A 23,970-nucleotide genomic window follows, 5' to 3' on the forward strand; every position below is an offset into this window, starting at 1 on the left:
AAAACCCGGAGAGGTGCCTGAGTGGCCGAAAGGAACAGTTTGCTAAACTGTCGTACTGGAAACGGTACCGCGGGTTCGAATCCCGCCCTCTCCGCAAAGACTTTGAAAAGCTCAACATTAGTTGGGCTTTTTTTATTTTATGGCACTTTTTCTTCATTTCTTGTAAATTTCAACTAATTAAACGGCCTTTCGAGGAGTTTTGACAGACTTCTTTTTATCGACGTAATAGATAATTAAAAAGCTAAACCATCATTTTTTTTCTAAGTACTTTTTACCACGCAGTTCTTATAAAGATTACATATAGAAACAAATTCTTTATAACAAATATGAAACATACCAAACATCACGTAGGTTGCTGTATATAAACTATCTAATTACACACGATTCACTTAAAAGAAAATTACTTAGATTCGCTTATAATAATGTTAGCGGTAATTGCACAACAGTGCCCTATCAAATTAAGAGCAGATGAAAGAAATAACAAATAAATCAAAGATTGCTCAAAATATAAAAGTTCGATCAAATGATAGTCCTTTTCCTTCTGCTGAAATTCAGCAAAAACTGCTTCTACCTCGTAGATTGACTTCATATTTTATCGTGTTAATTGAGAGTGGATCTATCACTTACAAATTAGATCTACAAGAAATTACCCTTACTACGGGAGACTTGCTTTTTGCGATGCCCAATCAATATTTTATCCCTCCCACCAAAACAGAAAATCTAAAATATTTTAAAATACTATTTGATGAAAATACGTTGGCTTTGCTGCCACAACGCTTTTCATTTTTGATTAATCCATTAAATTCTCAAATCATCACGTTAGAAAATCATGCAAGGGAACGTGTAAGAAAAGTTATTGAAATTATAAATCAAATATTGTATACAGAGAGCCTCTCTACTGACTCAGAGATAATATTAGCCTATTTGAATTTATTACTTTCGGAACTAAACAATGCTTATTTTAAAAACGAAACAAATAACATTATAAACTCTAACTTTTCAAAGTTTGTTGAGTTTAAATTAATGGTAGAAACTCATCTTACGGAACAACCTTCTATCAATGCTATTGCCCAAAAAATGGCTTTAACAACCAATAGTCTTTATCGATTAGTAAAAGAGTATTCAGGTTCCTCTCCAAAGGATTTTTTAACAAATCGTTTGAAGATGGAAGCTCAATGGAAACTACGCAATTCTAAGCTTTCTGTCAAGGAATTAGCATATGCATTAGGATTCAATGATCCCGATTATTTTTCGAGACTTTTCAAAAAAAGCACAGGAAAAAGTGTAAGTGATTTTTTGCAACATCAAGATTTGTCAAGAGAATAAATTGATTTGTCCATCTAAAGTTTTTTTTAGTGCTCTAGCTTTGCTTCATTAATTTAAAATATAAAAAAATGAAGACAGCATTAGTAACAGGAGCAAATAAAAGTATTGGTTTTGAAGTAGCGAATCAACTTGCTCAAAAAGGGATTTATGTTTACCTCGGTAGTCGCAGTTTGGAAAACGGTGTAGACGCTGTAAATAAATTAAAAGCTGAAGGAATAAATAATGTAGAAGCCATTCAGCTTGATATAACAAACAATAAATCCATCCAAAATGCACGCTCAATAATCGGTAGGAAAACCCAATCATTAGACATTCTTGTTAACAATGCAGGAATATTCGGTGGATACCCACAATCTGCATTTGATGCTACCATAGAACAGTTCAAAGCAACATACGATGCTAATGTTTATGGAGTCGTGAGAGTTACGCAGGCCTTTATTGATTTATTGAAAAAATCTCCCGAGCCTCGCATTGTAAATGTAAGTTCCAGCCAAGGTTCAATAACTTTACACAGTGACCCAACATACAAATATTTCGACTTTAAAGGTGTTGTTTATCTGTCATCAAAAGCAGCTTTAAATATGTACACTGTTGTATTGGCTTACGAACTGAAGGATACTAACTTTAAAGTAAACGCTATTTGTCCGGGGTTTACAAAAACTGATTTTAATGGACATCGTGGAACTGGAACTGTTGAGGAAGCTGGAAAACGAATCGTAAAATACGCTCTGCTTGACAAAAATGGTCCAACAGGAAAATTTTTCAGTGAAGAAAACAATCCTGAAACTGGAGAAATCCCTTGGTAGTAACAACATCAATAAAAAACAAGTACCGCGATCATCATTCTGGCGAAATGGCGGTCTAAGGGAGAAATTGAACGATTCTCTTTTTTTGTCGCAACAGCCTTTAATATTTCCTTTTTTCATGAATTAAGAAAATAATAAAAGGCTGTTGATTACGTTAGTGCATAGGTAGCCTTACCCTTTTTCCAAACAATCAATAGTCCTAAAATAACACTCCAATAAACCAAAGTTCCAATCCATTTATAGGCATCAACACATCAAAACCATTTATTCCCCAATCAAAGAACAACATGCCAAAACCTACCCAAAACTTACGCTCACCTCAACTAACGTTGCTCCCCACTCCACTTCAACATTTCCCTATAAATTCCGTCAATTTTACTATTCCGATTTTTCCCATACAACCGATACAACTCTTTGTTAAAAATCTCGGACTTCGGAAATCCTTTTGCGACCATCTTACTATTAAGATGATCTTCAATATATCTTAAACTGTTTTTATCGGAATAGGTATCCGAGGCATAGAGTAAAAAGAGTCCCCAGGTCATATACTCATCATAAACCTTGATTGGACTTGGATAATGTGCTGTTGCTTTATTTGCAGCATTTACCCAGAAACTACGATTATCAAATATGGTATCGATGGTACTTTTATACTGATCACTCAGGGGGCCAACATAATTATGATCGATTTCCGTAAAAATCACACGCGTACTCATTGCGATATTTAACTCCTCGCTTAGCTCCTTATTTCGCTTAATCAAAGGCAGATACAGGAGCATCTCCTTAAAGTTATTGTTTTCAAAAGTCTGCGTAGCATGTATCCCACCGATTAATGGAGATGTAAGCACCCGATAACTATTGATCTTATAATCAAACTTGCGTTCCAACCAGGCCTTCTGTTTATCGATCTCACCGTATTTTTCATAATCCTGTTTAATCGTATCATAGAAAGGTTTATGCTGAGCATAAAATGTCCGAAAGTCAGATGACACCGCAAAGTCTTCCAATTCCTTTTTATAGGTAACAATTGGATCTTCTGAAATTTCAGTAGAACCTACCCCTCTTGCCGGAAATGTATAAATATTTGTTCTGACTAGTTCCTTGTCATCAAAGACAAAACCATTTGCATTGGAGGATAGAAAAATATAATAGATAATACTCTCATTCAATAAAGAGTCCGCTATTTTCACCGCGCGATGATCACGAAATCGACCAAATCGGTCAATAACCTCTTTGTAATACGCGCCGTTATGATTAATCATATTCGAGTCTTTCAGCCCAGCATCACTAACCGCCATGATAACATGAAGCATCTCCTGAACTTCCTCAATCTCAATTTTCACATGCCCATTATTCGCCTTGATATATGCTTCTGAGAAGTTTACAGAACCATCTTGTCCAAACAAAGGACTCAACAAAAAGCTCAGTAAACTGAGCAATAAAAATCTTCTCTTCATACTTTTCAATCGAATATATTAACCTTGATTACCAATCTTATTAAAAAACGCCATAAGTAAAGGAAAAACCAATAAATACACTAAAAACTTACGCGGCCACAATTCAGTATTGAAACCGTGTGCTATATATAACCCAATAAACATCAATACAGCCAGCAATAAAAAAAAGCGAAGGCAATCTCTAAAATATTTCTTCTTTTCAGTTTCAGAAAATTTAAACAGCTGTGTGAGCGAGCGTTTTTCCATAACGAAATATAGTAATATTTTGCTTATTTCTTAGAGTTATTTAACGGAAGAGCTCAATCAAATAATAGCAAAGAAAAGCATAAGCCCGTAAATAACTAACGATTAACTGTTCTTGATCTCAATTGCTAACAAGCGTGAATTTCAACTGGTCAAAAGAATACCTCGTTGCATCATGCAATTACGCATGTAGAGGAATATATTGATTGACCTGATCTTACGATAGCAGAATGGTCCTACCCTTCCGTAGATTATAATACTTGCTATTGACAATAGCGAAATCATGCCCATCCGCTTTGCATAATGACATGAAGCTAACTCGATAAACTTCCAACCTACATACAAACCCAATAAACAATGGTTTGGCTACTCTAAACCTAATCCCAAACGCCATTATCCGCCGTCAAGATCGTCGGGTTGCCAGCAGTCACGATAAGTGTATGCTCATGTTGAGCTAAGACACCTCCTTTATTACCAACCATCGTCCATCCATCCTCGAGTTCAACGGCATAAGTAGATGCTGTAGCGACAAACGTTTCAATAGCAACGACGGAATCCTTTTTAAATCGCCTTTGATCAAAGCGATTCTTAAAATTCAGCAACTCATCGGGCTGCTCATGTAGACTGCGACCAATACCATGCCCCCCGAGATTTTTAATCACCATATATCCCCTTTTCTTAGCCTCAGTTTCCATCAATTCTCCAACAGTAGCAATCTTCACCCCGCCCTTAATCGCTGCAATAGCGAGCTTGAGAATCTGCTTAGATGCATCAATCATACCCTGATGTTGATGAATATCCTCACCAACAACAAATGAACAACCATTGTCCGACCAAAATCCTGCGAGCTCTGCAGAAACATCAATATTAATCAAATCCCCTTCTTGTAGTATTTTTTGAGCAGAAGGAATCCCATGACAAAATTCATTATTCACGCTAATACAGCTGTTACCGGGGAAATTATAGGTAAGACGAGGAGCCGAATTTGCGCCAAACTTCCCGAGAAGCTGTGCGCCGTAATGGTCTATTTGCTTAGTCGACATCCCAACCTTCGTATAATTGATCATTTCCTTCAGTGTAATAGCAACAGCTTCACTGACGCGCTTCATTCCTTCAAGATCCTCTTTATTCGATATCTGCATAATGTATCTGATTTTCTAATTAATACGATCAGCAAAAATAGATTCCTTTCAATTTTTCAGAAAGTACAAATCGGACATTTACAAATCGGAAAAGCCATTTTCTTTAATACCTTTGTCCTTAAGTATGCCGATTAATTTTCTACATAGCATTAAATCTACTACATTTCAATGGCCTTCTATTGAATCACAGGGTACGCTATGTGCGAAAATCAACAAACAGCTAATATTTGACCTGCATTTCTTCCCCTGTCAAGAACTCGGAACTAGCCATGCCTTGTTTAACGATGGCGTTCCATCCATTATTCTAATGCCTCGAAAAACCGATCAGGTCAACTTGAGAAAAGGAAAAGAACTCATCAAGCTAAAATCCGCATGGATCTGCTGCGGAACCATAGAAAATACACATTGGCAAATTCCAAAGAATGTAGAAAACATCCTTGTTTTACGATTCCAGCCGGCAGATTTTTACAGCTTATTTAACATCAATCCTGCTGTATTCCTAACTAATCCAATCCGCAACTTGGAGGACCTGATGTCAGAAAAATGGGTCTCCATCTTCCAGGCAATCTACCAGCAAGAAATCGATTGGAAACAACTTAACGAACTAAATGAACGCTTAGTGGTTGAGAAATCTGAAAGTCGCTTTCCAGCGATCTTAAGTGCTGCCATTAAACATATTGAAAACCGTAAAGGAGCCGTTAATGTCGCGGATGTTCTTCAACATTTAGGTAGCGGAGTGAATTCTAAATGGCTCTATAGAAACTTTGTAAATTACATCGGCATTCCACCCAAGAAATATATTGCCTTGCAACGTTTTATTTATGGTTATCAGGAATACAAGAATAATAAAAATGCTGTTAATGCCGAACTAGCGAACCTTCAAGGCTACTATGACTACAACCATTTCCTTAAAGACTTTAAACGCTATATTGGAATCGCGCCGACACAGTATCATTTCGACTAGCACAAAAATCGATATCAGGACAAATTATCTGTCGAGAAAACTCCTTCCCCTTATTTCTTAAGCCGATTCGCCATTTCGATTGCCTCTACTTTCGTTCCACAAAAGTGAATTTGTTTACCCTGATTACTTTCGAAAATAAAATCACGTAAACTCTTACTCTGGTAGTTGGAAAAGTCACCGATGATGGAAACCGGCATTTGATACTGCGTAAATTTCTGAAGAATATCACCAGCAATTCTAGACTTTAAATCGAAAAAGACAGGAATAATATTCCGTTCATAAATAAACAGGCGATCAACTTCTTGAAAATACAAATCACCTAAGATTGCTAAAGCGTCTTCTGTTGAGCTTAACACAATATCGTCTGCAATTACCTCTGCTATTTTAAGCTTATTTACTTCGGAGAAATCAATAGTCATTCAGAAAAGGATTATTATATTTTAAATTATAAGTAAGGAAGGGGAAGCGATGAAAGTCGACCGAATCGAATGTTGTTCTTTCTAAGCAATAGCTAAACAATCATTGGAGATAGCGACTGACAAGATTACCGTTTTTTGACGACAAAGTTTATAATCAATCGTATCAGCAAATAACAGCCGTATACAAGTCCACCAAACACGGCTAATGTATAAAGCTTAAATACCGTATCAAAACTTGTCAGCGCGGCTAGTCCAACCGAAAAAACTGCAGCACCGACGAGGTATAAACTCAATTTTTTGCCCAACCAATAAGCCAAATAAAAGTAGGTGCCAATAGTCCCGACAATAGGCATAACGTATAAAGCGTTTGATTCCCTCAAGAAATCCGGATAATTCGGGATATAAAGCAACTTGTATAAGATCACGATAATAGCACCGTTTAATGCTAGTTTAAAGAACATCCACATCGCACGTGCGGAAGCTTTCTCGTCATACTCGTCATCGTAATAGCTCATAATATGTTTGGTTGAACGTTAGTGTTTACACCAAGCTTGAAAATATCTTCACCTGAAGTGTGCAATTGTTCGTGAAAATATCAATTTAAATCGATAAATCTTTAAAAACCAACACGAAACAAGAAGATTTAATGAATTATTATTTTAAGATCCTTGTAGCAAAACAAAGGCACAAAAAAAAAGCCTAAAATATTTTAGGCTTTTTAATTTTTTTTTTAAACGATTCACTCTAGAAGAAAGATACGCTAGTTTGAAGAACCTTACCTGAAGAAGCAGCACTTTCTTTTACCACTTTTCCGTCAACAATAATTTGCGCTTTCAACGTTGATGCATCAGTTGGACCAATACCATTTGCAGTAATCATTGGCGTCTTTGCAGTAATTCCTGCTTCACTTGTCCACTCTGCACCAAAATCACCGGTCTTTGAAACTGGCGTGTCGCCATCATAATAAACGATTGTACTAATGTTCACACCTGCAGATCCTATAATCTTGTACTGAACTTTTTTAGCGCCTTCACTAGGCGTACCGTCATCGTCTTTGCTACATGATGAAATCACGAACGTTAAAGATAATAGAGCTAGAATAAACAGTCTTAAGTTTTTCATATAGTTAGTATTTTAATTTGTTCTGTATTAACAAATATCAAGCCATTATCGCGAAATAGGTGTTATTTAAACCGAAAGAATAAGTCCTTTCTCCCTCTATCCCATCGATTCTTTTTCCGTATTTTCGAAAGATTAAACCTCAATATCCATTATGAAAAGCATCGCAAAAAACTCCGTTTTCATCGCCTGTAGCTTAGATGGCTATATCGCAGACAAGAATCATGGTATTGAATGGCTACTATCCTTACCAAACCCGACACAAGACGATATGGGATATAATGACTTTATTAAAGATATCGATGCTTTAGTAATGGGACGAAACACCTTTGAGATTGTTCATAGCTTCGAGGGCGAATGGCCTTATCCGAAACCGGTATTTGTAATCAGCAATAGCATGAAAGAGATTCCTGTAGAATTGCGAGAAAAAGTATTTCTAGTTCAAGGCGAAATAACGGAAATTTTGAAGACTCTACATAGCCAAGGATGTCATCGCCTGTATATTGATGGTGGTAAAACAATTCAAAGTTTTCTGAAAGAAGATTTAATCGACGATATGATTATTACAACGATCCCCTATCTATTAGGTGGCGGAATTCCACTATTTGGCGAACTCGACCAACAAATAAACTTTCAGTGCGTCGAAACAAAGTTAGAAATCAATAGTGTTGCTCAATGTCGATATATTCGCGTGAGGTAGGTTGAACGAGTTCATGTTGTTCCTTTTTAAAATTTACGGCAGCTCGTCCTCATTAAGAAAACATCCAAGTCTTTGGGAATCACAAATAAAAACAAAAAAGCTCATCGGATGATGAGCTTTTTTGTTTGCAGAGCCTCCTATCGGAATCGAACCAATGACCTACTGATTACAAGTCAGTTGCTCTACCAGCTGAGCTAAGGAGGCTTTTTTTTGCTGCTGCAAATATCTAAATTCCTTAAATATTTTGCAAGGTAAGTTTTCAAGTTTTTCCCACTATGAATTTAATTTCCTGAATTTCAATCAGTAAATTTGATACACACAGAAATAAACATGTTAAAATGACAGTGAAAAATAAAATAACATGACATTATTACATGTTATATCGCTTTAAAACCAATAGGCATTCATTTTGTTTAATCATTAGAAACAATAAAATAATCGAATAGACTATATATGAACTTTAATAATTACACCATCAAGGCTCAAGAAGCCATACAAAAAGCGTCGGAGATTGCTGTTGGAAATCAACAACAAGCGATTGAACCTGCGCATATATTAAAAGCATTACTCACCGTCGATGAAAATGTGGTTGGACATTTACTAAAGAAACTCAATGTCAATATCAATTACGTGACGACCGAGGTTGATAAGCAAATCGATGCCCTTCCGAAAGTAAGCGGCAGCAATGTTTATCTGAGTAATTCTTCAGCAGCCGTATTACAAAAAGCCCAAAGCTATTTAAAGGAATTCAACGATGAGTTCGTATCCATCGAGCACATCCTTTTAGCCTTATTGTCGGCAAACGACAAGGTATCGTCACTCTTGAAAGATCAGGGAGTTACGGAGAAGGATCTAAAACTGGCGATTAAAGAACTCCGCGGCAGTAGCCGAGTTACGGACCAAAATGCCGAAGCAACTTACAATGCCTTGGGCAAATATGCGAGAAACTTAAACGAGTTTGCCGAATCGGGAAAACTAGACCCTGTTATAGGTCGTGATGAAGAGATTCGACGCGTGATGCAAATTCTATCACGTCGTACCAAAAACAATCCTATTCTTGTCGGAGAACCTGGGGTTGGTAAAACAGCCATTGCTGAAGGTATCGCACACCGTATTATCAAAGGCGATGCGCCAGAGAACTTAAAAACAAAAACTGTATTCTCTTTGGATATGGGTTCCTTAATTGCGGGAGCAAAATACAAAGGTGAATTTGAAGAACGTTTGAAAGCAGTTGTAAAGGAAGTTTCCGATAGCGACGGCGAGATTATTCTATTCATCGACGAAATCCATACCCTAGTAGGTGCTGGAGGTGGTGAAGGCGCTATGGATGCGGCTAATATTTTAAAGCCAGCCTTAGCACGTGGTGAACTACGCGCCATTGGTGCAACAACCTTAAATGAGTATCAAAAATACTTCGAAAAGGATAAAGCATTGGAACGCCGTTTCCAAAAGGTCATGGTTGATGAACCAGATACACAGGATGCGATTTCAATCTTACGCGGGTTGAAAGAACGTTATGAAACGCACCATAAGGTTAGAATTTTAGATGAATCGATTATCGCAGCTGTAGAGTTATCACAACGCTATATTACGGATCGTTTTCTACCAGATAAAGCTATTGACTTGATCGATGAGGCTGCTTCGAAATTAAGATTAGAAATGGACTCCGTTCCAGAAGCTGTCGACGAATTAGAACGCCGCATCATGCAGTTAGAAATTGAACGAGAAGCGATTAAAAGGGAAAAAGATGAACGCAAAGTTTCCGAGTTATCGGAAACCATCGCGAATCTTTCCAATGAACGCGACTCCTTAAAAGCAGCATGGCAATCGGAGAAGACATTGGTTGATCAGGTTAACCAAGAGATTCAGAACATTGAAGATTATAAATTAGAGGCTGATCAAGCTGAGCGTGCCGGCGACTACGGAAAAGTTGCGGAATTACGTTACGGCAAGATCAAAGAGGCACAAGATAAGGTAGAAGGTTTAAAGAAAGAGCTTTCTGAAAAACAGCAAAGCAGCCGAATGCTAAAAGAGGAAGTGACATCGGAGGATATTGCCGACGTTGTTTCTCGCTGGACAGGAATTCCAGTGAATAAAATGATTCAGTCAGAACGCGAGAAACTGCTAAACCTTGAAGAGGAATTACATAAACGTGTTGCGGGTCAAGAAGAAGCAATTGAGGCGATTGCCGATGCTATTCGTCGTTCGCGTGCTGGTCTAAGCGATGCCAAACGCCCTATCGGTTCCTTTATTTTCTTAGGAACAACTGGGGTCGGAAAAACAGAATTAGCGAAAGCACTGGCAGAGTTCTTATTTGACGATGAACAGGCCTTAGTCCGTATCGATATGTCTGAATATCAAGAAAGGCATGCAGTTTCCAGATTAATTGGAGCGCCTCCAGGATATGTAGGTTATGATGAAGGCGGACAGTTAACAGAAGCCGTACGTCGTAGACCTTATTCGGTAGTCCTACTGGATGAGATTGAAAAAGCCCACCCAGATGTATTTAACATCTTGTTGCAGGTATTGGACGATGGTCACTTAACAGACAATAAAGGTCGTGTAGTTAACTTTAAAAACACGATCATTATCATGACTTCCAACACGGGATCACACATTATCCAAGAGAACTTCTCGAAGATGAACGATGATAACCGCGACGAAGTTGTCGGAAAAACAAAAGACGAGGTCTTTGAATTACTTCAAAAATCTATCCGACCGGAGTTCTTAAACCGTATTGACGAAGTGATTATGTTTACTCCGCTCAGCCGTAATGAAATTGGCGATATCGTACGTATGCAATTTGGAAGAGTCGAAAAGCAATTAGCAGAACAAAACATCTTCTTAACAGCAACCGACGATGCACTCGACTGGTTAGCGCAATTAGGATACGATCCAGTTTATGGTGCACGCCCATTGAAACGTGTTATTCAAAAACGCGTACTCAACGAGCTATCGAAGGAAATTCTTTCTGGCAAAGTGAGTAGAGACTCCATTATCCAACTGGATGTTTTTGATGGCAAGTTTGTCTTCATCAACAAAGACGCAGAAAATAAATAACGTCCTCCTTATAGGATTAAATAGAAAAGCTGTGCAGCCGAAAGGTTGCACAGCTTTTTTTTAATTCACATCTGATCTTATAAATACGAACAAAAAATATTCCGCCCGCCACTCGAAAGTATGAATCACCTATTGACCTCAGGCCTACTTCAGCCAAAGCTCCCCCATACCTCAACCCATTAATATCAGCAATAAACGCTTCATCTCCATTCCAGTCAAGGTAAATCTACGTGTTAATAAAATTTTAAACGCATGCAGATAAGCAATTCATCACCAACAACAGCTTCCAAAATCAAAACAAGCAAACGCTTAAGCAAAAAAAAGACCTCTATCGTTCTGATAGAGGTCTCCATAGCTTAATCTAAATATGTTCTAGGGATAGAAAACCCTCCCCTTCAAGCTTTCAGGAATCTTCCATTGCTCGCCCGCTGCGGCAAAAGTCTCACATTCTTCAATAAATTTCCCAACTCCGACCTGGTCAATATGACCAAATACACCGCCAGTTTGAATCGGATAGCCTAAACCATAGACCGAACCGATATCACCGTCAATTGGCTTCGCTAAAATTCCTTCCTCCAAACAACGAAAACTATCTAAAGCAACGACATTCAAGAGTCGATTTTTCAGCACTTCTGTACTTGGAATATCTTTACTAATCTCTACATCCGCATCCTGCGAATACTCCTTTTTACCACCATCACTTGGGTAATCATAAAAGCCCTTACCAGTACGTCTTCCAGAACGACCTTCAGCAATAAGTTTCTTTAAGTAGCGTAATGCACGCTGTTGCGAATCGTGCAACTTAGGTAATTGCTCATATACTTTGACCATCAAGTCTAGACTTATTTCATCAAGTACCGCGAGTGGACCGACGGCAAATCCTGCGATACGCGCAGCCCCTTCGATTTGTTCCAATGGAATCCCCTCTTGAATCATGGTAATCCCTTCAAGCAAATAATTGAAGAAAATTCGTGAGGTAAAAAAGGCCGGCCCGTCTTGAACAACAATCGGAATCTTCTTCAGCTTGGAAATAAAGTGTAATGCCTTCTCGATAGTTTCTTGACTGGTATGCTTTCCACGGATCACTTCCACCAAGGGCATACGGTCTACTGGAGAGAAGAAATGCAAACCAATAAAATTATCTGGACGCTGACTCGCGATTGCTAATTTTGATATGGGTAAAGAGGTCGTATTTGATGCAAAGATGCCATCAGCACTCAGTAATGAAGCACTTTCAGCAATTACTTGATTCTTCAAAGCAACATCTTCATAAACGGCTTCAATTATCAAATCAGCATCTTGCAGGTCGCTCAATTGATCGGTCGCATGGATTCTATTTAAGGTGGATTCCTTTTCCGTTAAATTAGATTTCCCTAGGCTGATTGATTTATCGAGCACCTTAGCGGAATAGGATTTCCCCTTTTCAGCACTCTCCAGTGAAACATCTTTTAATACAACTTGAAAACCTGCTTTTGCCGCTTCATAGGCAATCCCTGCGCCCATCATTCCAGCGCCGATTACACCTACTTTTTTAAACGGAAAGGCCGATGCATTGGCAGCCATCTGGGCGGCATCCGCAAGACCATGTTCTTGTAATCGAATCATCGCTTGGGGCTCCTTTCGAAGTAATGTTTTACTATAGGCCTCCGCCTCAATCTCATAAGCGTCCTCTAAATTCTCATTTAACGAATCTTGAAACACTTGAACAATTGCCAACTGACCTGGAAACGAACGATTTATTTTGGAGGACAAATTGACAAAATATTCTGATTCTGTATCTTTAATAGAAAGTTGCCTGTCTAAGTCGGGCTCCTGATGCGCCACTATCCAGGATTCGGCTAAGGAAATCGCTTCTGCCTCACTATTAAAGATTTGATCAGCAATACCTAAGCGCACAGCTTCTTCAGATTGGTATAATTTGCCGCTGGTTAATATGCTCAAGGCAGCTTCAGGACCCAAGCGTTGCCATATATTAATCGTACCACCAAAGCCGGGCATTAATCCAAACTTCGATTCTGGGAATCCTAACTTCACATGATCCTTCGCGATCAACAAGTAATTGGCAATACTCGCAAAAGCGAAGGCAGCGGAAGTACATGCCTGATGAACAATACAAACAATGGGTTTCTGAAATGCTTTGAGCCGGTTTATTCGTTTAGCAACATTACTTAATCGATCTTCAAAGACTTGCCATGCCTTTGCTTCCCGAAATAGGGTCTCATAATCTGTCGCTGTCGCCGCATCTTTAAATTCGAAAATAATGCCCTTTGTGTGTGCATCAGCAAGACGCTCGATCGCTTGCGGCAAAACCTCATCAAAGAAGTCTAAATCCACTATAATAGGTGATGTTGAATCGCTTAATATCTCAAACCTCCAGGTTCCAGATGTACCCTCCAGTATATTGATTCTCTTCATGTCTTTTTAAGATTAACGCTGATAATCCACTTGATCAATACACATCTTCGCTAATATCTCCTTCATGATCTCTGAAGTACCCCCAATAATAGTTCCAACTCGAACATCGCGATAGAGTCTAGCAATTTTATAATCTTCCGTAAATCCGTAACCTCCGAACATTTGCAAACACTCGTTCACGACACGAATAGCTAATTCACTGGTTTGAAGTTTAGCAATTGAGCATTCTTTAACAGAATAAACCCCTTGATTGTGCAGGTCGCAGCAGTGATAAACATAGGCGCGATTAACCTCGACGTCGGCTATCAATTGGATAATCCGATGGCGCAACACTTGAAAATCCTTTAATTTCTTTTGGAATGCTTGGCGCTCCTCCATATATTTTAAAGTATAGTCAATTGCCGATTGAGCCGTCGCCAGACTTTGAATCGAAGCAGTTAGCCTTTCCAGTTGTAAGCCATCCATCAAGTATTTAAAGCCCTCGCCTTCCTTACCCAACAAATTCTCTTTCGGCACGCGAACTTGATTAAAACCAAGTTCGGCAGTATCCGAAGCATGCCATCCCATTTTATTTAATTTATTAGCACTAACGCCTTCCGCATTTCGATCAATCAATAACAAGCTAATTCCCTTACTTCCGGCTTGAGGATCAGTTTTCACGGCAGTGATAAAGAAATCACCATAATAACCGTTTGTGATAAAGGTCTTTGAGCCATTCACGATATAATAGTCGCCATCGAGGACAGCGCTCGTTTGAATTTGCTGAACATCGGATCCTGCTCCAGGCTCGGTAATCGCAACAGCACTAACCATATCGCCTAGAATTACAGGTGCTAAGTATTTCTGCTTAAGGAATTCTGAACCGTATTTCAACAAGTAAGGTGCCGACATGTATTGGATAACCAGTGCTGATATGGTAAAACCGCCAGAATAACAATAGGAAAGCTCTTCACAGAAGATAAGCGAATAATAAAAATCTAGGTCAAGTCCATTAAGCTCCGCTGGAAAATTAAGACCGAGGTAGCCCATCTCCCCCATTTTCTTCCAAATCATTTTATCGATTTGTCCATCTTTTTCCCATTGATCGACGTTCGGAATTACTTCTTTCTGAATAAAAGAGCGGAGACTTTCGCGAAAGATGTGATGTTCTGCAGTTAATTCAAATGCATGCATAATTAATTATAATGGTTAAAGTGATTCGGGTGGAAATACAGCGATAAGCATTCAATGATTTACCCGAAACTGTACTAAAATAGCTCTAATTGATGGAAATATCCAAGCTCTTAAAAGTTAAATAATATTAATTTAACAAAACACACAAGAAGTAATTAGCAATAAATTCAATAATAACAAAATAAATAAGCAATTATTAACGAATTATCAACTATGTTTAGATACTATTACAAAGACATTAATATTTGGCTTAAATTTTGTACAAGAAGCCATGAAACAATTACCAATCATTAATTTGCGTATGATAAAACCTTTACATTATCTAATACTTCTTCTTGCCTTTTGTTTTCTTCAATCTTGTGAAAAGTTAGAATCTTCGCATGATACAGATACCGAAACTTTGTCCGACATCATGCTGGAGGGTACATATAGTATCGTAACTCCCCTATCCTTTTTTAATTTGGAGAATGGCTTCGAGTTACTCAACGATACGGATCTGGCACCTACGGTAAAGAAAATAAATGAGAATACTTATGATATTACCTGGAATCATTTACAAGTTCCAACACTCGCGAGCTATGAATTTAAATTAATTGGAAGCAATGAGAGTGGCGAACTGCAATATGTAGCAAGCAATAAGGCAGGCGACGAGGGAATTCTGATGTTCATTATTGATAAGAAAAAAAGCAATGCGCAACTTTCCATCAATTTAAAGTCTGGATTTACGAAATACGTCGGGAAAGCCGCATTGAAGAAATAATAAAAGGGCACCCTCATGAGGATGCCCTTTTCCATAAATAAAAAAGATAAGCCGATTAGGATTACCTGCTGGCTATTTGTTAAATGCGTTCAATCCCTTCGAAATAACGCGATTCAATCTCCTCCACTTTCTGTTCAAATACCTCCTCTGGGCAATTCATCAACTGTCGGATGGCGTTTATTTGATAAAAGCTCTTTTCATCTAAGATATTTAGAAATAGAAATAACTCTTTTAGGATTAATCGTTCTCGATCATCAGATCTTGAGGCTAGTATTTCCAACAGCGATAACTTAATTTCGCCAAGACTAAGGTTATAATGCGATAGTCCGCCGCCCAAGCTCCATAAGGCTTGATCTAGAATGTCCTTATATTGTATTTGTTCAAATAGATTAACTAAATAGGCTTGGTTTCTCGGAGAGAGCGCCTCAAGGTTTGTATGCCCCGAGTAACAATTTGAGAACAAGGCTTTAACCTTACCGTTTAAATCTTCTTCCACGAAAGATGTGTTTGGATTTTCCATATATTCTGTTTGATTTGTTTTCTATTGTATATCGGCAAAGCGAATAAGCATACCCCTGTTCAAGGATATCACTATGAATGCCGTCTTTATTTCATTCTAATGCACTATCAAAAAGAACTTTGCAAATGTTGAGGATGTTAGCTTTACGCGGATAGCACATCACTCATTGATATGGGAGGAAACAACTAATAATACTTCACTTATGACCCTAGGTATAAACCTGCGCAAATATAATATATTCAACACCAAATTTAATTACAAATTATTAATTTATTAACAAATTAAATATTTGTTAATATACAACATAATAAAAAATGCCACTTAATCGAAATTAAGTGGCAAAACTTATGTTTTCCCGAAGTAGTAATGTTAAAGGATTGTAAAGTAACGGTTATCGCAAATTCTACACCAAAAATTTGTAGGGGTAGCCAAAGTGCTTTTTATTTTTTTTAAAGGCTCCTTCCAATGCTATTTTAGTCAATTATATCTTGAATATTTTATTTTCAGAGATATCGTATATTTGAATATGAGTAACCTATTTATTGAAACAAATCGCCTAATTCTTCGGGAACTACAAGCCGATGACCGAGACGGGTTCTTCCTTATGGACTCCGACCCTGCGGTGCATCGTTACCTATATCAAACGCCTATCCAGACTATTGAGGAAGCGGATGAAGCGATACGTTTTATCCAATCACAATACCAACAATACGGAACAGGACGATTAGCGGTACTCGATCGAGAAACGAAGGCATTTCTAGGTTGGGCAGGAATCAAATTCATCGAGGGTCCAATGAATGGACAATCGAATTTCTACGAAATCGGCTATCGCTTTGCCCAGCGCTATTGGGGAAAAGGTTATGCAACCGAAGCGACAAAAGCTATTGTAGCATACGGTTTTCAGCAATTTCCAACAGATACTTTTTATGCAATTACGGACATTGAGAATGAAGGCTCTCGAAATGTATTGGAGAAGTCAGGCTTTCAATATCAAGGGAACTTTGATTACGACGGTTTACCCGTGACTTGGTATGTTTTATCAAAGGAAGATTGGGCTAAGCAACATAAATAATGTATGATTCAAATTGAAGCGTTTGAGGTTGAGGACTTTGACAGATTAATAGGCTGGGTTAATTCGGCCGAGCTGTTAACGCAGTTTGCTGGTAGTAAATTCACTTATCCACTCGACAGGAATCAATTACAGTCGTATATTTTAGAGCCAAATCGACATATATTTAAGGTACTCGATTCTAGTACAGATCAAGTGATTGGGCATGCAGAAATCTATGAATTATCGGATCAAGTGGCTTTAATTTGCCGAGTGCTTATTGGAGAATCGGCGCTTCGTGGTCAGGGCAAGGGAACGGAATTAATGAAAGAACTGCTCGCTTATGCTTATGATAAACTAGCCGTCCATACCATCGATCTCAATGTTTACGATTGGAACCTGGCAGCGATTAGCTGTTATCAAAAACTAGGGTTTGAATTTGTAAGCGATACGGAACAGTTGACGACGGTTAATGGAGATGTCTGGCGCTCTGTTCGTATGCGAATCCTACCTAAAAGTTAACAAACTAACGCACAGTTAAATAAGAGCATAAAATTCAATTAATTTAATAATTAGATAGATATTACTGTTAATTAATTTTGTAACTTTAAGAAAGTATCATTTGCGGATTTAATCTTCAATCATATGGCTGCTTTCAACGACAATTTCTCTAAACAGGCGTCTATATACGTCCAATTTCGCCCTTCCTATCCTCATGAGCTATTTGATTATTTACAAAGCTTGACCCCATCGCATGAACTCGCATGGGATTGTGGCACTGGAAACGGACAGTCGGCTATTCATTTAGCCGAATTCTATAAAAAGGTATTCGCAACTGACCCTAGCGAAGCACAGATCCAAAATGCTTTCTCGCATGATCAAGTGCTATATCGGGTTGAAAAAGCCGAAGAACCCTCCCTTACCAACAGCTCTGTCGACCTTATTACAGTTGCTCAAGCGATACATTGGTTCGATATTGAAAAGTTTTACGATTCTGCGCGCCGCGTGCTAAAGAAAGATGGTATTATTGCCGTTTGGGCCTATGGAATTCCAAAAGTAAACAAAGAGATCGACCTTATTACACAAGAGTTTCATGATCAAGTTGTCGGTCCTTTCTGGCAACCTCAAAATAAATTGATTGCCCAAGGTTATACGACTATCCCTTTCCCTTTTCGCGAGATTGAACCACCAGAGTTCTACATCCGTAAACGATTTAGGTTAGATGATTTATTAGGCCACCTGCGTTCCTGGTCTGCAACGCAAAAGTTTATTGATCAAGAGCAAATCGATCCTTTAGACGAACTAAAAGATCAGCTAAGCGCTTATTGGAAGGATCCTAATGAAATAAAAAACGTGTCTTGGAAAATTGCATTACGTGTTGGTAAGCTGACTAGCTAATTGCATTCGATTTCCTTCAATCATACACATTCTCATAATGAAAAAGGGGCAAAATAAATTTGCCCCTAAATCATCAAATTATTAAACAAATATTAGTCGCGTAGAAAAAACAAGCTATGGTCTTATCCTCTACGGACCATTTTACCAATCTTTCGTATAAATTTGACTTTCATCAATTAACAGCTCATCATCAAATAATATCCTCGCCAAATCCTGCAATGCAGGCTTTTGAAGCCAATCGAAATTATAGCGATGTGGATCAAGTGCAAAAATCATATGGGCACCATAGCCGCCTTTTCGTATATTTTCTAACTGTGAAGAATGAGGAATATATCCACGTGCATACTCTGCTGATGACATACCCCATCCTGATTTGGGTAATCCAGGGTAGTTATAAGAAAGATCATAACTGCCACCATAGTCATGCAATGCATAATCCACATATTGCCCTGCTTCCGCTTCAGCAATTCCATTTGATCCACCGAAATTGCCTGTACTCGAATAAACGTAAACCATCGTCAACTTATCCGGCATTGCTTTCTTTGTCTCATAAACCAAACGAGCAGCTGCACTACGAGAAGGATATACAAATCCTGGCGGCGGCGGATATTGATAAGCCGAATACTCGTCGTCAAAAAATACACCGTCTAATCCATAAGAATCAACAACGACTTTAATTTCCTGCGCAAACACTTTCGCTGCCTCATCGGATAAGTTTGCCACGCCCGAGCGATCGTGATTTCCTAAAATGCTTAAGATAACTTTCATGCCCTTTTCTTGCAAAGGCTTTAGATACTTTGCCCGATTGGCTAACAAATGCGTAACATTCGGATTGTGGGTTACTTTTACTTTCCCTGTTGCGCTATCGTAGTTGATATTAGACGAAAATAAAATAACCATATCGACGAGGTACTTATTGCTGTTTTTAAGCTTCAAGCTCAAGTTGTTTAATGGATTCGTATCATTAACTTCCATACAGCTTATAATCTTAATCCCCGTGCTTTTATTGGTATTTGGTACTTTCGACAGATCGTGAACAAATAGCAGTAGATCACTTGACTGCGATAATGCACCTCCCGCCTGAAGCGTACTGCTCAATGGAATGACGTAGGTTTCTTTGCCGTCAATTTCATTACTCGTCTTCACCGAGACCTTTACAGGATCAGAAGTCGTACCATTCGGCTTAACTTCAACCTGCCCATTTCCTGAAAGACTTACTAGAGCTTTTGGAAAGGCTTTGAAAGTCGTACCATTCTTGCTGTTATACGCATTTAAGGTTTCTTCATTATACTGAATAGTTCCCTTTACTCCTTGCGCGTTTGGCTTAGAAAGTTGAAGTACGACGTCGTAGGATCCCTCTGATTGAAATTCGATAGTCGAATTATTAACTTTCCCGTCGGTTCCCGCTAAGAATCCAATCGATTCGCCCTTAACTTCATACTTTGTTTCATCAATCTTCTTAACAGCGATAGGCTCTTCTTTACAAGACTGCAAGGCCATAATTCCTAGGACACTAAATAATCCCCAGGTTAACAGGCTATATTTCTTTATGATGTATTTCATGTTCATATATTTTAAAGTCCATTACTTTGCAGGAAGTGAAACTGCAGTCCATTTAACAGCTTTTTTAGCAGTTAGGTCATTGCCGTTCTCTGTATGGTCCTTGATGACACTGCCACTACCTTCATTACATTTCCAATAAGCTACCAATCCTGCAGCAGCTGGGCTTACTTCATAAGGATTATCTGCTATATCCTGAGCGCTTCGCTCAACATTCCATATACGACATTCTGCGATATCTCCTGCAAGAAAGCGGGAGTCTTCGTAAGAGCGTCCAATATAGAATCCATCGCGACCATTGATTCCAAAGCTCATCGACGGTAAGTTGGTATTACCTTCTGATTGCAACTTCCCATCCACGTAAACCTTGATCTTGCGATCTGCGCTATTGAAAACTACCGCAACATGAACCCATTTATTTGTTGGAAGCCATTTCGTTGCCGCATCAGCACCTGGCATATTTCCATAAGATGTTGCCACTTGGATTTGATTGGGCGGAAAGTTAGCATCGCCTAGTCGGATTAAGAACTGGCCTTCTATCCCCATAACCGAACTAATCATGCGGTCATAGTTTCGAACGCGAACAAGCGCTTCTAAAGTAAACTCCTTCAAATTATTAACTGCCGCAGGGTTTTTCCATTGATCTATGTGTAGGTAATTGTCTTCAATATCCGCTACAACATCAATCAATGCACCCCCTTTAATCACATAGAACACCGTTTTTTGACTTTCTAATATGGATAGACTACTACTCATCAGTGAAACCGGAAGAACAAATATCTTCTCGCGATCAAGGGTATTGATCTTTTCAAAGTTGATCGTAATTGGGGTAGATTCTACCGATCCTTGTTCAATTTGTACATTGCTATTAGAAATCTTGTAGTATTCCGCTGGAAGTGCTTCCACGTTCTCTTTGTAAATTTGGCTGTAGTTATCGAGCTGGGAAGGATCCGCTGCAATATTGATATTAACCGCAGCGCCTTCAGGATTTGCCATCCCTACTTTGATTTCAAATTGTGCAGTATTAACCGAAGGCTTATTGATTATACGCTCTAATTTCCCCGTTGATATATAAATCTTATTATCAAAGGTCTCATCGCTCTTACAGGAGCTAATTAGGGTCAATATGGCGACCATGAACCCTAAGGAATAAAAATGTATCTTCTTCATGGTTTCTTATTTAATTTTAACAGAAGGATTGGTAATTTGAATCGCTTCTCTATTGTATTGATAGCTCTTCAACACGTTGAAATAATCGTAGGCTAGATTTTTATAACCTACCCCTTGGATTTTTACGCCATTTTGAACCGACGCAGCCCAGCGAGCAGTCGCAATTGCTGATCTAGAACCATCGACGAAATATCCTAGCTTGGCCTCGTCTGCCTTATATGAGGTCATGCTGGCCAACACAATAAACTTATCTGTCGGCACATTGGAGACCATCGCCGAGCGTAAAGCATAATTTAAAGCTCCTGCATCTGCAACGTTATCAGTTGGCAATACGATATAGTCAACTGCTTTCAAAATTTCCTTCTGAATCAAGAACTCTGGATTTCCCTTATAGAACAAGGCCTTATCACTATTTTTATCAAGCCATGGCTTCACAAGACTGAAGAACAGATTCTCTTCGGCTTCCACCTGCAATCGCTCCTGCTCATTTAAATGTAAAAGCTCCTTCCCTTGATATGATACGATAATCCCCTGATAAGGTGTTTTATCCGTATCGCTGAAAATACCGCCGATACTATCTTTTACAAAAGTGTCAAAGACTAAGTTTGCATCTTCCTTCTTCAAAAAGGCTGTCTTAATGCTGTTAAAGTCTATCTCAAAAATTACTTTCGTCTGCTTCTTCTCCAACAAGTCCTTCATCTCCGCAAGCTCTCTATCAACTAATGCCGTTGGATATTCCAATACTAAATAATCAAGACTATCTGGGACTTTAGCGATATGATCTCCTTGACTAGCAGGGTTCTTTTTCGCGTTGTTAAACCAACCCATATTGATCTTATGTGGATTCTTTTTATACGCCCGTAGGTCTTCTAAATAGGCTGCGTAGAGTGCTGGATTTTGCTGTTCAACACTTGGATTAGAAATCTCCAAAGGTTCCGTCTCTGTCCAGTCTTTGCAAGCTATTAGCTGCGACACCATCACACCAAGTAACAGGATGATGCTGTAGTTCTGTATCTTACTTTTCATAACTTTCATAATTCAGCTGTTATTTTTTTACCCACCATAAGTCGGTACCCATATTATCTGCCCCTTTCAACAAGTTGGTTACCGCCTCATTCACATTCTTCCCATTTTCGGTATACTCTTCTTGTGGATACGGTAGGCGTCTGGCCTTTCGCTTACTATCAACACGACCAGCGCTGTTGTTCACCATTACTTCCATCAGCTTAGGAAAACCTGTTCGACGGTATTCTGACCATGCTTCAATTCCAAGTGGGAAATTCGCAATCCATTTTTGTGTTATAATACGTTCTAGTTTTTGTGAAGCACTTGCTGTTTCTTGCCATTTAATTGTGATAGCACTAGGTACCCCTGCATAAGAAAATGCGCCATTAGGATCAATATAAGCTGCTGGCTTATTGCTACTGTTTAGTAAGTAATCGTCCGCTCCAGTTACATTCCATTGTTCAAATGATAAACGTATGCCCTGATTGTATAAGGACTCTGCAGTCCCACCTGCCATATTCCATCCTTTTAGGGCGCCTTCGGCAGCTAGAAACGATACTTCAGCAGCATTGAACCAAAGCAGTTTATCCGTCTCCGTAACATTCATATTCGAATATTCCTTCGGTATATTCCCTGTTGGGATTTGAATTCCTGAGCGGAGTCCAACATAGCCGTTAGTTACCGAACCGCTAAACGCCGACATGGTAAAATATTTTGCTCTTCTTGGATCAGCATAGCCGTTCATATAAGAAGTAATATCCGCGGAAACACGCGAGTCACCGTTATTGTATTCATACATGATGATACGAAACGGATTTCTGTTAATAGGTTTTACAAAAGCGTTATCAGCATTCGAGCGTATCACACCAATTTCATGATTTATCGCTTCTTCCGCTTTCTGTTTTCCCTTTGCAGGATTGACATCGGAAATACGAATTGCCAAGCGTAGTTTTAATGAGTTAGCAAGTTTTATCCATTGGATCACATTTCCTCCGTAAACCATGTCGGCCTTACTCGAGAAGTTTTGTGTACGGCGCTCCGTAAGCACTTTGATAGCTTCATCTAATTGGCTAAACATAACGTCATATACTTGCTCTTGAGAATCATAGGGAGCCTCTAAAGCACCGTTCTCACCGACTTTAGAGTATGGGATTGGGCCGTAAATATCTGTCACACGAGAGGCTGCCATTGCCTTTACGATCTCAGCTACCGCATGTACAGATACATCTTGAGACACCTGCTTAATAGTTTTTGTCTGCACAAAGAGTTTCGGCAATATATCGTTAAACGGTACACGCGACCAGCCATTCTCCGGGTTGTAGGTCGCAAAGTTTTTCCCATTGAACCCATTGTTTGAATCAGCGAGATATCCGCCCATAGAGCCTCCTAATAAACACTCTATGAATTGATTGGCATTCACATCTAAAGGGATTACCCATGATTGTAAACCGATCATTGCCGAGGATAAGACATAAGCGTCTCGTTCTACTTCCTCAGGCGTTGCACCTGCAGGATCGGTATTGTATTCATCAAATTTTTTGGTGCAGGATTGAAAGGCTAACGTAGAGCACATAGCACCTAAAAATAATATCTTATGTAGTTTCATATATTTACAATTTTTATCAGAATTAGATTTATTCCATCGATCCTTTATCGTCGGAATCATCTTCAACTAAATACTAATA

General features: G+C 38.8%; 21 protein-coding genes and 2 tRNA genes. 10 read left to right on the forward strand and 13 right to left on the reverse strand.

Annotation, left to right across the window (positions count from 1 at the left end):
• Nucleotides 1-7 precede the first annotated feature (7 nt).
• The 3 genes from GFH32_RS10885 (at nt 8) to GFH32_RS10895 (ending at nt 2,132) form a co-directional block, all read left to right on the forward strand.
• Nucleotides 8-94 (forward strand) — tRNA-Ser (locus tag GFH32_RS10885).
• Between the two features lie 374 nt (nt 95-468).
• Nucleotides 469-1,326: a helix-turn-helix domain-containing protein gene (locus tag GFH32_RS10890; RefSeq protein WP_153511635.1), complete on the forward strand. Its 858-nt coding sequence runs from the start codon at nt 469-471 to the stop codon at nt 1,324-1,326.
• A 68-nt stretch (nt 1,327-1,394) separates the two neighbouring features.
• Complete coding sequence (locus GFH32_RS10895) at nt 1,395-2,132, forward strand: SDR family oxidoreductase (RefSeq protein ID WP_153511636.1); 738 nt, start codon at nt 1,395-1,397, stop codon at nt 2,130-2,132.
• Between the two features lie 323 nt (nt 2,133-2,455).
• Here the strand turns inward: GFH32_RS10895 and GFH32_RS10900 are convergent, their stop codons facing one another.
• Together GFH32_RS10900 and map are read right to left on the reverse strand one after the other, a co-directional pair.
• Nucleotides 2,456-3,589, reverse strand: a complete 1,134-nt coding sequence (locus tag GFH32_RS10900; protein WP_153511637.1) for a DUF4932 domain-containing protein — start codon at nt 3,587-3,589, stop codon at nt 2,456-2,458.
• 620 nt (nt 3,590-4,209) lie between these two features.
• Nucleotides 4,210-4,974 carry a type I methionyl aminopeptidase gene (map, locus tag GFH32_RS10905; RefSeq protein WP_153511638.1) on the reverse strand — a complete coding sequence of 255 codons (765 nt, stop codon included), beginning with the start codon at nt 4,972-4,974 and terminating at the stop codon, nt 4,210-4,212.
• A gap of 124 nt (nt 4,975-5,098) precedes the next feature.
• Between map and GFH32_RS10910 the strand changes: the two genes are divergently transcribed.
• Nucleotides 5,099-5,938: a helix-turn-helix domain-containing protein gene (locus GFH32_RS10910; protein WP_153511639.1), complete on the forward strand. Its 840-nt coding sequence runs from the start codon at nt 5,099-5,101 to the stop codon at nt 5,936-5,938.
• A gap of 50 nt (nt 5,939-5,988) precedes the next feature.
• Here the strand turns inward: GFH32_RS10910 and GFH32_RS10915 are convergent, their stop codons facing one another.
• From GFH32_RS10915 to GFH32_RS10925, 3 genes are all read right to left on the reverse strand, one after another.
• Nucleotides 5,989-6,357, reverse strand: a complete 369-nt coding sequence (locus GFH32_RS10915) for a DUF4180 domain-containing protein (protein ID WP_153511640.1) — start codon at nt 6,355-6,357, stop codon at nt 5,989-5,991.
• 125 nt (nt 6,358-6,482) lie between these two features.
• Nucleotides 6,483-6,872, reverse strand: coding sequence for a hypothetical protein (locus GFH32_RS10920; RefSeq protein ID WP_153511641.1), 390 nt, complete (start codon nt 6,870-6,872; stop codon nt 6,483-6,485).
• A gap of 229 nt (nt 6,873-7,101) precedes the next feature.
• Nucleotides 7,102-7,479 carry an MmpS family transport accessory protein gene (locus tag GFH32_RS10925; RefSeq protein ID WP_153511642.1) on the reverse strand — a complete coding sequence of 126 codons (378 nt, stop codon included), beginning with the start codon at nt 7,477-7,479 and terminating at the stop codon, nt 7,102-7,104.
• Between the two features lie 151 nt (nt 7,480-7,630).
• Between GFH32_RS10925 and GFH32_RS10930 the strand changes: the two genes are divergently transcribed.
• On the forward strand, nt 7,631-8,176 hold the full coding sequence (locus GFH32_RS10930; protein WP_153511643.1) for a dihydrofolate reductase family protein: 546 nt from the start codon (nt 7,631-7,633) through the stop codon (nt 8,174-8,176).
• 131 nt (nt 8,177-8,307) lie between these two features.
• On the opposite strand, the gene GFH32_RS10935 is transcribed toward GFH32_RS10930, so the two are convergent.
• Nucleotides 8,308-8,380: transfer RNA gene (locus tag GFH32_RS10935), tRNA-Thr, on the reverse strand.
• Nucleotides 8,381-8,629: 249 nt separating this feature from the next.
• On the opposite strand from GFH32_RS10935, the gene clpB reads away from it, so the two are divergent.
• Nucleotides 8,630-11,236: an ATP-dependent chaperone ClpB gene (gene clpB, locus GFH32_RS10940; RefSeq protein WP_153511644.1), complete on the forward strand. Its 2,607-nt coding sequence runs from the start codon at nt 8,630-8,632 to the stop codon at nt 11,234-11,236.
• A 372-nt stretch (nt 11,237-11,608) separates the two neighbouring features.
• Here clpB and GFH32_RS10945 read toward each other — a convergent pair whose 3' ends face one another.
• Together GFH32_RS10945 and GFH32_RS10950 are read right to left on the reverse strand one after the other, a co-directional pair.
• Nucleotides 11,609-13,651 carry a 3-hydroxyacyl-CoA dehydrogenase NAD-binding domain-containing protein gene (locus GFH32_RS10945; protein ID WP_153511645.1) on the reverse strand — a complete coding sequence of 681 codons (2,043 nt, stop codon included), beginning with the start codon at nt 13,649-13,651 and terminating at the stop codon, nt 11,609-11,611.
• Nucleotides 13,652-13,663: 12 nt separating this feature from the next.
• Nucleotides 13,664-14,824, reverse strand: a complete 1,161-nt coding sequence (locus GFH32_RS10950) for an acyl-CoA dehydrogenase family protein (RefSeq protein WP_153511646.1) — start codon at nt 14,822-14,824, stop codon at nt 13,664-13,666.
• A gap of 271 nt (nt 14,825-15,095) precedes the next feature.
• Between GFH32_RS10950 and GFH32_RS10955 the strand changes: the two genes are divergently transcribed.
• The gene (locus GFH32_RS10955; RefSeq protein WP_153511647.1) at nt 15,096-15,584 is read left to right on the forward strand and encodes a hypothetical protein; all 489 of its coding nucleotides are present in this window, start codon (nt 15,096-15,098) and stop codon (nt 15,582-15,584) included.
• A gap of 79 nt (nt 15,585-15,663) precedes the next feature.
• On the opposite strand, the gene GFH32_RS10960 is transcribed toward GFH32_RS10955, so the two are convergent.
• A complete protein-coding gene (locus GFH32_RS10960) occupies nt 15,664-16,104 on the reverse strand; it encodes a hypothetical protein (protein ID WP_153511648.1) in 441 nt (146 codons plus the stop codon).
• 526 nt (nt 16,105-16,630) lie between these two features.
• On the opposite strand from GFH32_RS10960, the gene GFH32_RS10965 reads away from it, so the two are divergent.
• The 3 genes from GFH32_RS10965 to GFH32_RS10975 all read left to right on the forward strand — a co-directional run bounded on the left by GFH32_RS10965 (nt 16,631) and on the right by GFH32_RS10975 (nt 18,550).
• A complete protein-coding gene (locus tag GFH32_RS10965) occupies nt 16,631-17,176 on the forward strand; it encodes a GNAT family N-acetyltransferase (protein ID WP_153511649.1) in 546 nt (181 codons plus the stop codon).
• A 3-nt stretch (nt 17,177-17,179) separates the two neighbouring features.
• On the forward strand, nt 17,180-17,674 hold the full coding sequence (locus GFH32_RS10970) for a GNAT family N-acetyltransferase (RefSeq protein WP_153511650.1): 495 nt from the start codon (nt 17,180-17,182) through the stop codon (nt 17,672-17,674).
• Nucleotides 17,675-17,797: 123 nt separating this feature from the next.
• On the forward strand, nt 17,798-18,550 hold the full coding sequence (locus GFH32_RS10975) for a class I SAM-dependent methyltransferase (protein WP_153511651.1): 753 nt from the start codon (nt 17,798-17,800) through the stop codon (nt 18,548-18,550).
• A 141-nt stretch (nt 18,551-18,691) separates the two neighbouring features.
• Here the strand turns inward: GFH32_RS10975 and GFH32_RS10980 are convergent, their stop codons facing one another.
• Genes GFH32_RS10980 through GFH32_RS10995 form a run of 4 tightly spaced genes read right to left on the reverse strand, consistent with a single transcriptional unit; the run spans nt 18,692 to nt 23,891 of the window.
• Entirely contained in the window at nt 18,692-20,113 is a 1,422-nt protein-coding gene (locus GFH32_RS10980) for a BT_3987 domain-containing protein (protein WP_202111275.1), read from the reverse strand.
• 21 nt (nt 20,114-20,134) lie between these two features.
• Nucleotides 20,135-21,280: a DUF1735 and LamG domain-containing protein gene (locus GFH32_RS10985; RefSeq protein ID WP_153511652.1), complete on the reverse strand. Its 1,146-nt coding sequence runs from the start codon at nt 21,278-21,280 to the stop codon at nt 20,135-20,137.
• 6 nt (nt 21,281-21,286) lie between these two features.
• On the reverse strand, nt 21,287-22,306 hold the full coding sequence (locus GFH32_RS10990) for a glycoside hydrolase family 18 (protein WP_160366878.1): 1,020 nt from the start codon (nt 22,304-22,306) through the stop codon (nt 21,287-21,289).
• A 19-nt stretch (nt 22,307-22,325) separates the two neighbouring features.
• Nucleotides 22,326-23,891 carry a RagB/SusD family nutrient uptake outer membrane protein gene (locus GFH32_RS10995; RefSeq protein ID WP_153511654.1) on the reverse strand — a complete coding sequence of 522 codons (1,566 nt, stop codon included), beginning with the start codon at nt 23,889-23,891 and terminating at the stop codon, nt 22,326-22,328.
• Nucleotides 23,892-23,970 lie beyond the last annotated feature (79 nt).

Source organism: Sphingobacteruim zhuxiongii, from assembly GCF_009557615.1.
Taxonomy (GTDB): domain Bacteria; phylum Bacteroidota; class Bacteroidia; order Sphingobacteriales; family Sphingobacteriaceae; genus Sphingobacterium; species Sphingobacterium zhuxiongii.

Coding starts and splice junctions, on each gene's coding strand:
- GFH32_RS10930 (WP_153511643.1), top strand. CDS start 7,631: ATGAAAAGCATCGCAAAAAACTCCGTTTTCATCGCCTGTAGCTTAGAT.
- map (WP_153511638.1), bottom strand. CDS start 4,974: ATGCAGATATCGAATAAAGAGGATCTTGAAGGAATGAAGCGCGTCAGT.
- GFH32_RS10925 (WP_153511642.1), bottom strand. CDS start 7,479: ATGAAAAACTTAAGACTGTTTATTCTAGCTCTATTATCTTTAACGTTC.
- GFH32_RS10900 (WP_153511637.1), bottom strand. CDS start 3,589: ATGAAGAGAAGATTTTTATTGCTCAGTTTACTGAGCTTTTTGTTGAGT.
- GFH32_RS10965 (WP_153511649.1), top strand. CDS start 16,631: ATGAGTAACCTATTTATTGAAACAAATCGCCTAATTCTTCGGGAACTA.
- GFH32_RS10950 (WP_153511646.1), bottom strand. CDS start 14,824: ATGCATGCATTTGAATTAACTGCAGAACATCACATCTTTCGCGAAAGT.
- clpB (WP_153511644.1), top strand. CDS start 8,630: ATGAACTTTAATAATTACACCATCAAGGCTCAAGAAGCCATACAAAAA.
- GFH32_RS10955 (WP_153511647.1), top strand. CDS start 15,096: ATGAAACAATTACCAATCATTAATTTGCGTATGATAAAACCTTTACAT.
- GFH32_RS10910 (WP_153511639.1), top strand. CDS start 5,099: ATGCCGATTAATTTTCTACATAGCATTAAATCTACTACATTTCAATGG.
- GFH32_RS10895 (WP_153511636.1), top strand. CDS start 1,395: ATGAAGACAGCATTAGTAACAGGAGCAAATAAAAGTATTGGTTTTGAA.
- GFH32_RS10975 (WP_153511651.1), top strand. CDS start 17,798: ATGGCTGCTTTCAACGACAATTTCTCTAAACAGGCGTCTATATACGTC.
- GFH32_RS10990 (WP_160366878.1), bottom strand. CDS start 22,306: ATGAAAAGTAAGATACAGAACTACAGCATCATCCTGTTACTTGGTGTG.
- GFH32_RS10970 (WP_153511650.1), top strand. CDS start 17,180: ATGATTCAAATTGAAGCGTTTGAGGTTGAGGACTTTGACAGATTAATA.
- GFH32_RS10890 (WP_153511635.1), top strand. CDS start 469: ATGAAAGAAATAACAAATAAATCAAAGATTGCTCAAAATATAAAAGTT.
- GFH32_RS10995 (WP_153511654.1), bottom strand. CDS start 23,891: ATGAAACTACATAAGATATTATTTTTAGGTGCTATGTGCTCTACGTTA.
- GFH32_RS10915 (WP_153511640.1), bottom strand. CDS start 6,357: ATGACTATTGATTTCTCCGAAGTAAATAAGCTTAAAATAGCAGAGGTA.
- GFH32_RS10985 (WP_153511652.1), bottom strand. CDS start 21,280: ATGAAGAAGATACATTTTTATTCCTTAGGGTTCATGGTCGCCATATTG.
- GFH32_RS10945 (WP_153511645.1), bottom strand. CDS start 13,651: ATGAAGAGAATCAATATACTGGAGGGTACATCTGGAACCTGGAGGTTT.
- GFH32_RS10920 (WP_153511641.1), bottom strand. CDS start 6,872: ATGAGCTATTACGATGACGAGTATGACGAGAAAGCTTCCGCACGTGCG.
- GFH32_RS10960 (WP_153511648.1), bottom strand. CDS start 16,104: ATGGAAAATCCAAACACATCTTTCGTGGAAGAAGATTTAAACGGTAAG.
- GFH32_RS10980 (WP_202111275.1), bottom strand. CDS start 20,113: ATGAAATACATCATAAAGAAATATAGCCTGTTAACCTGGGGATTATTT.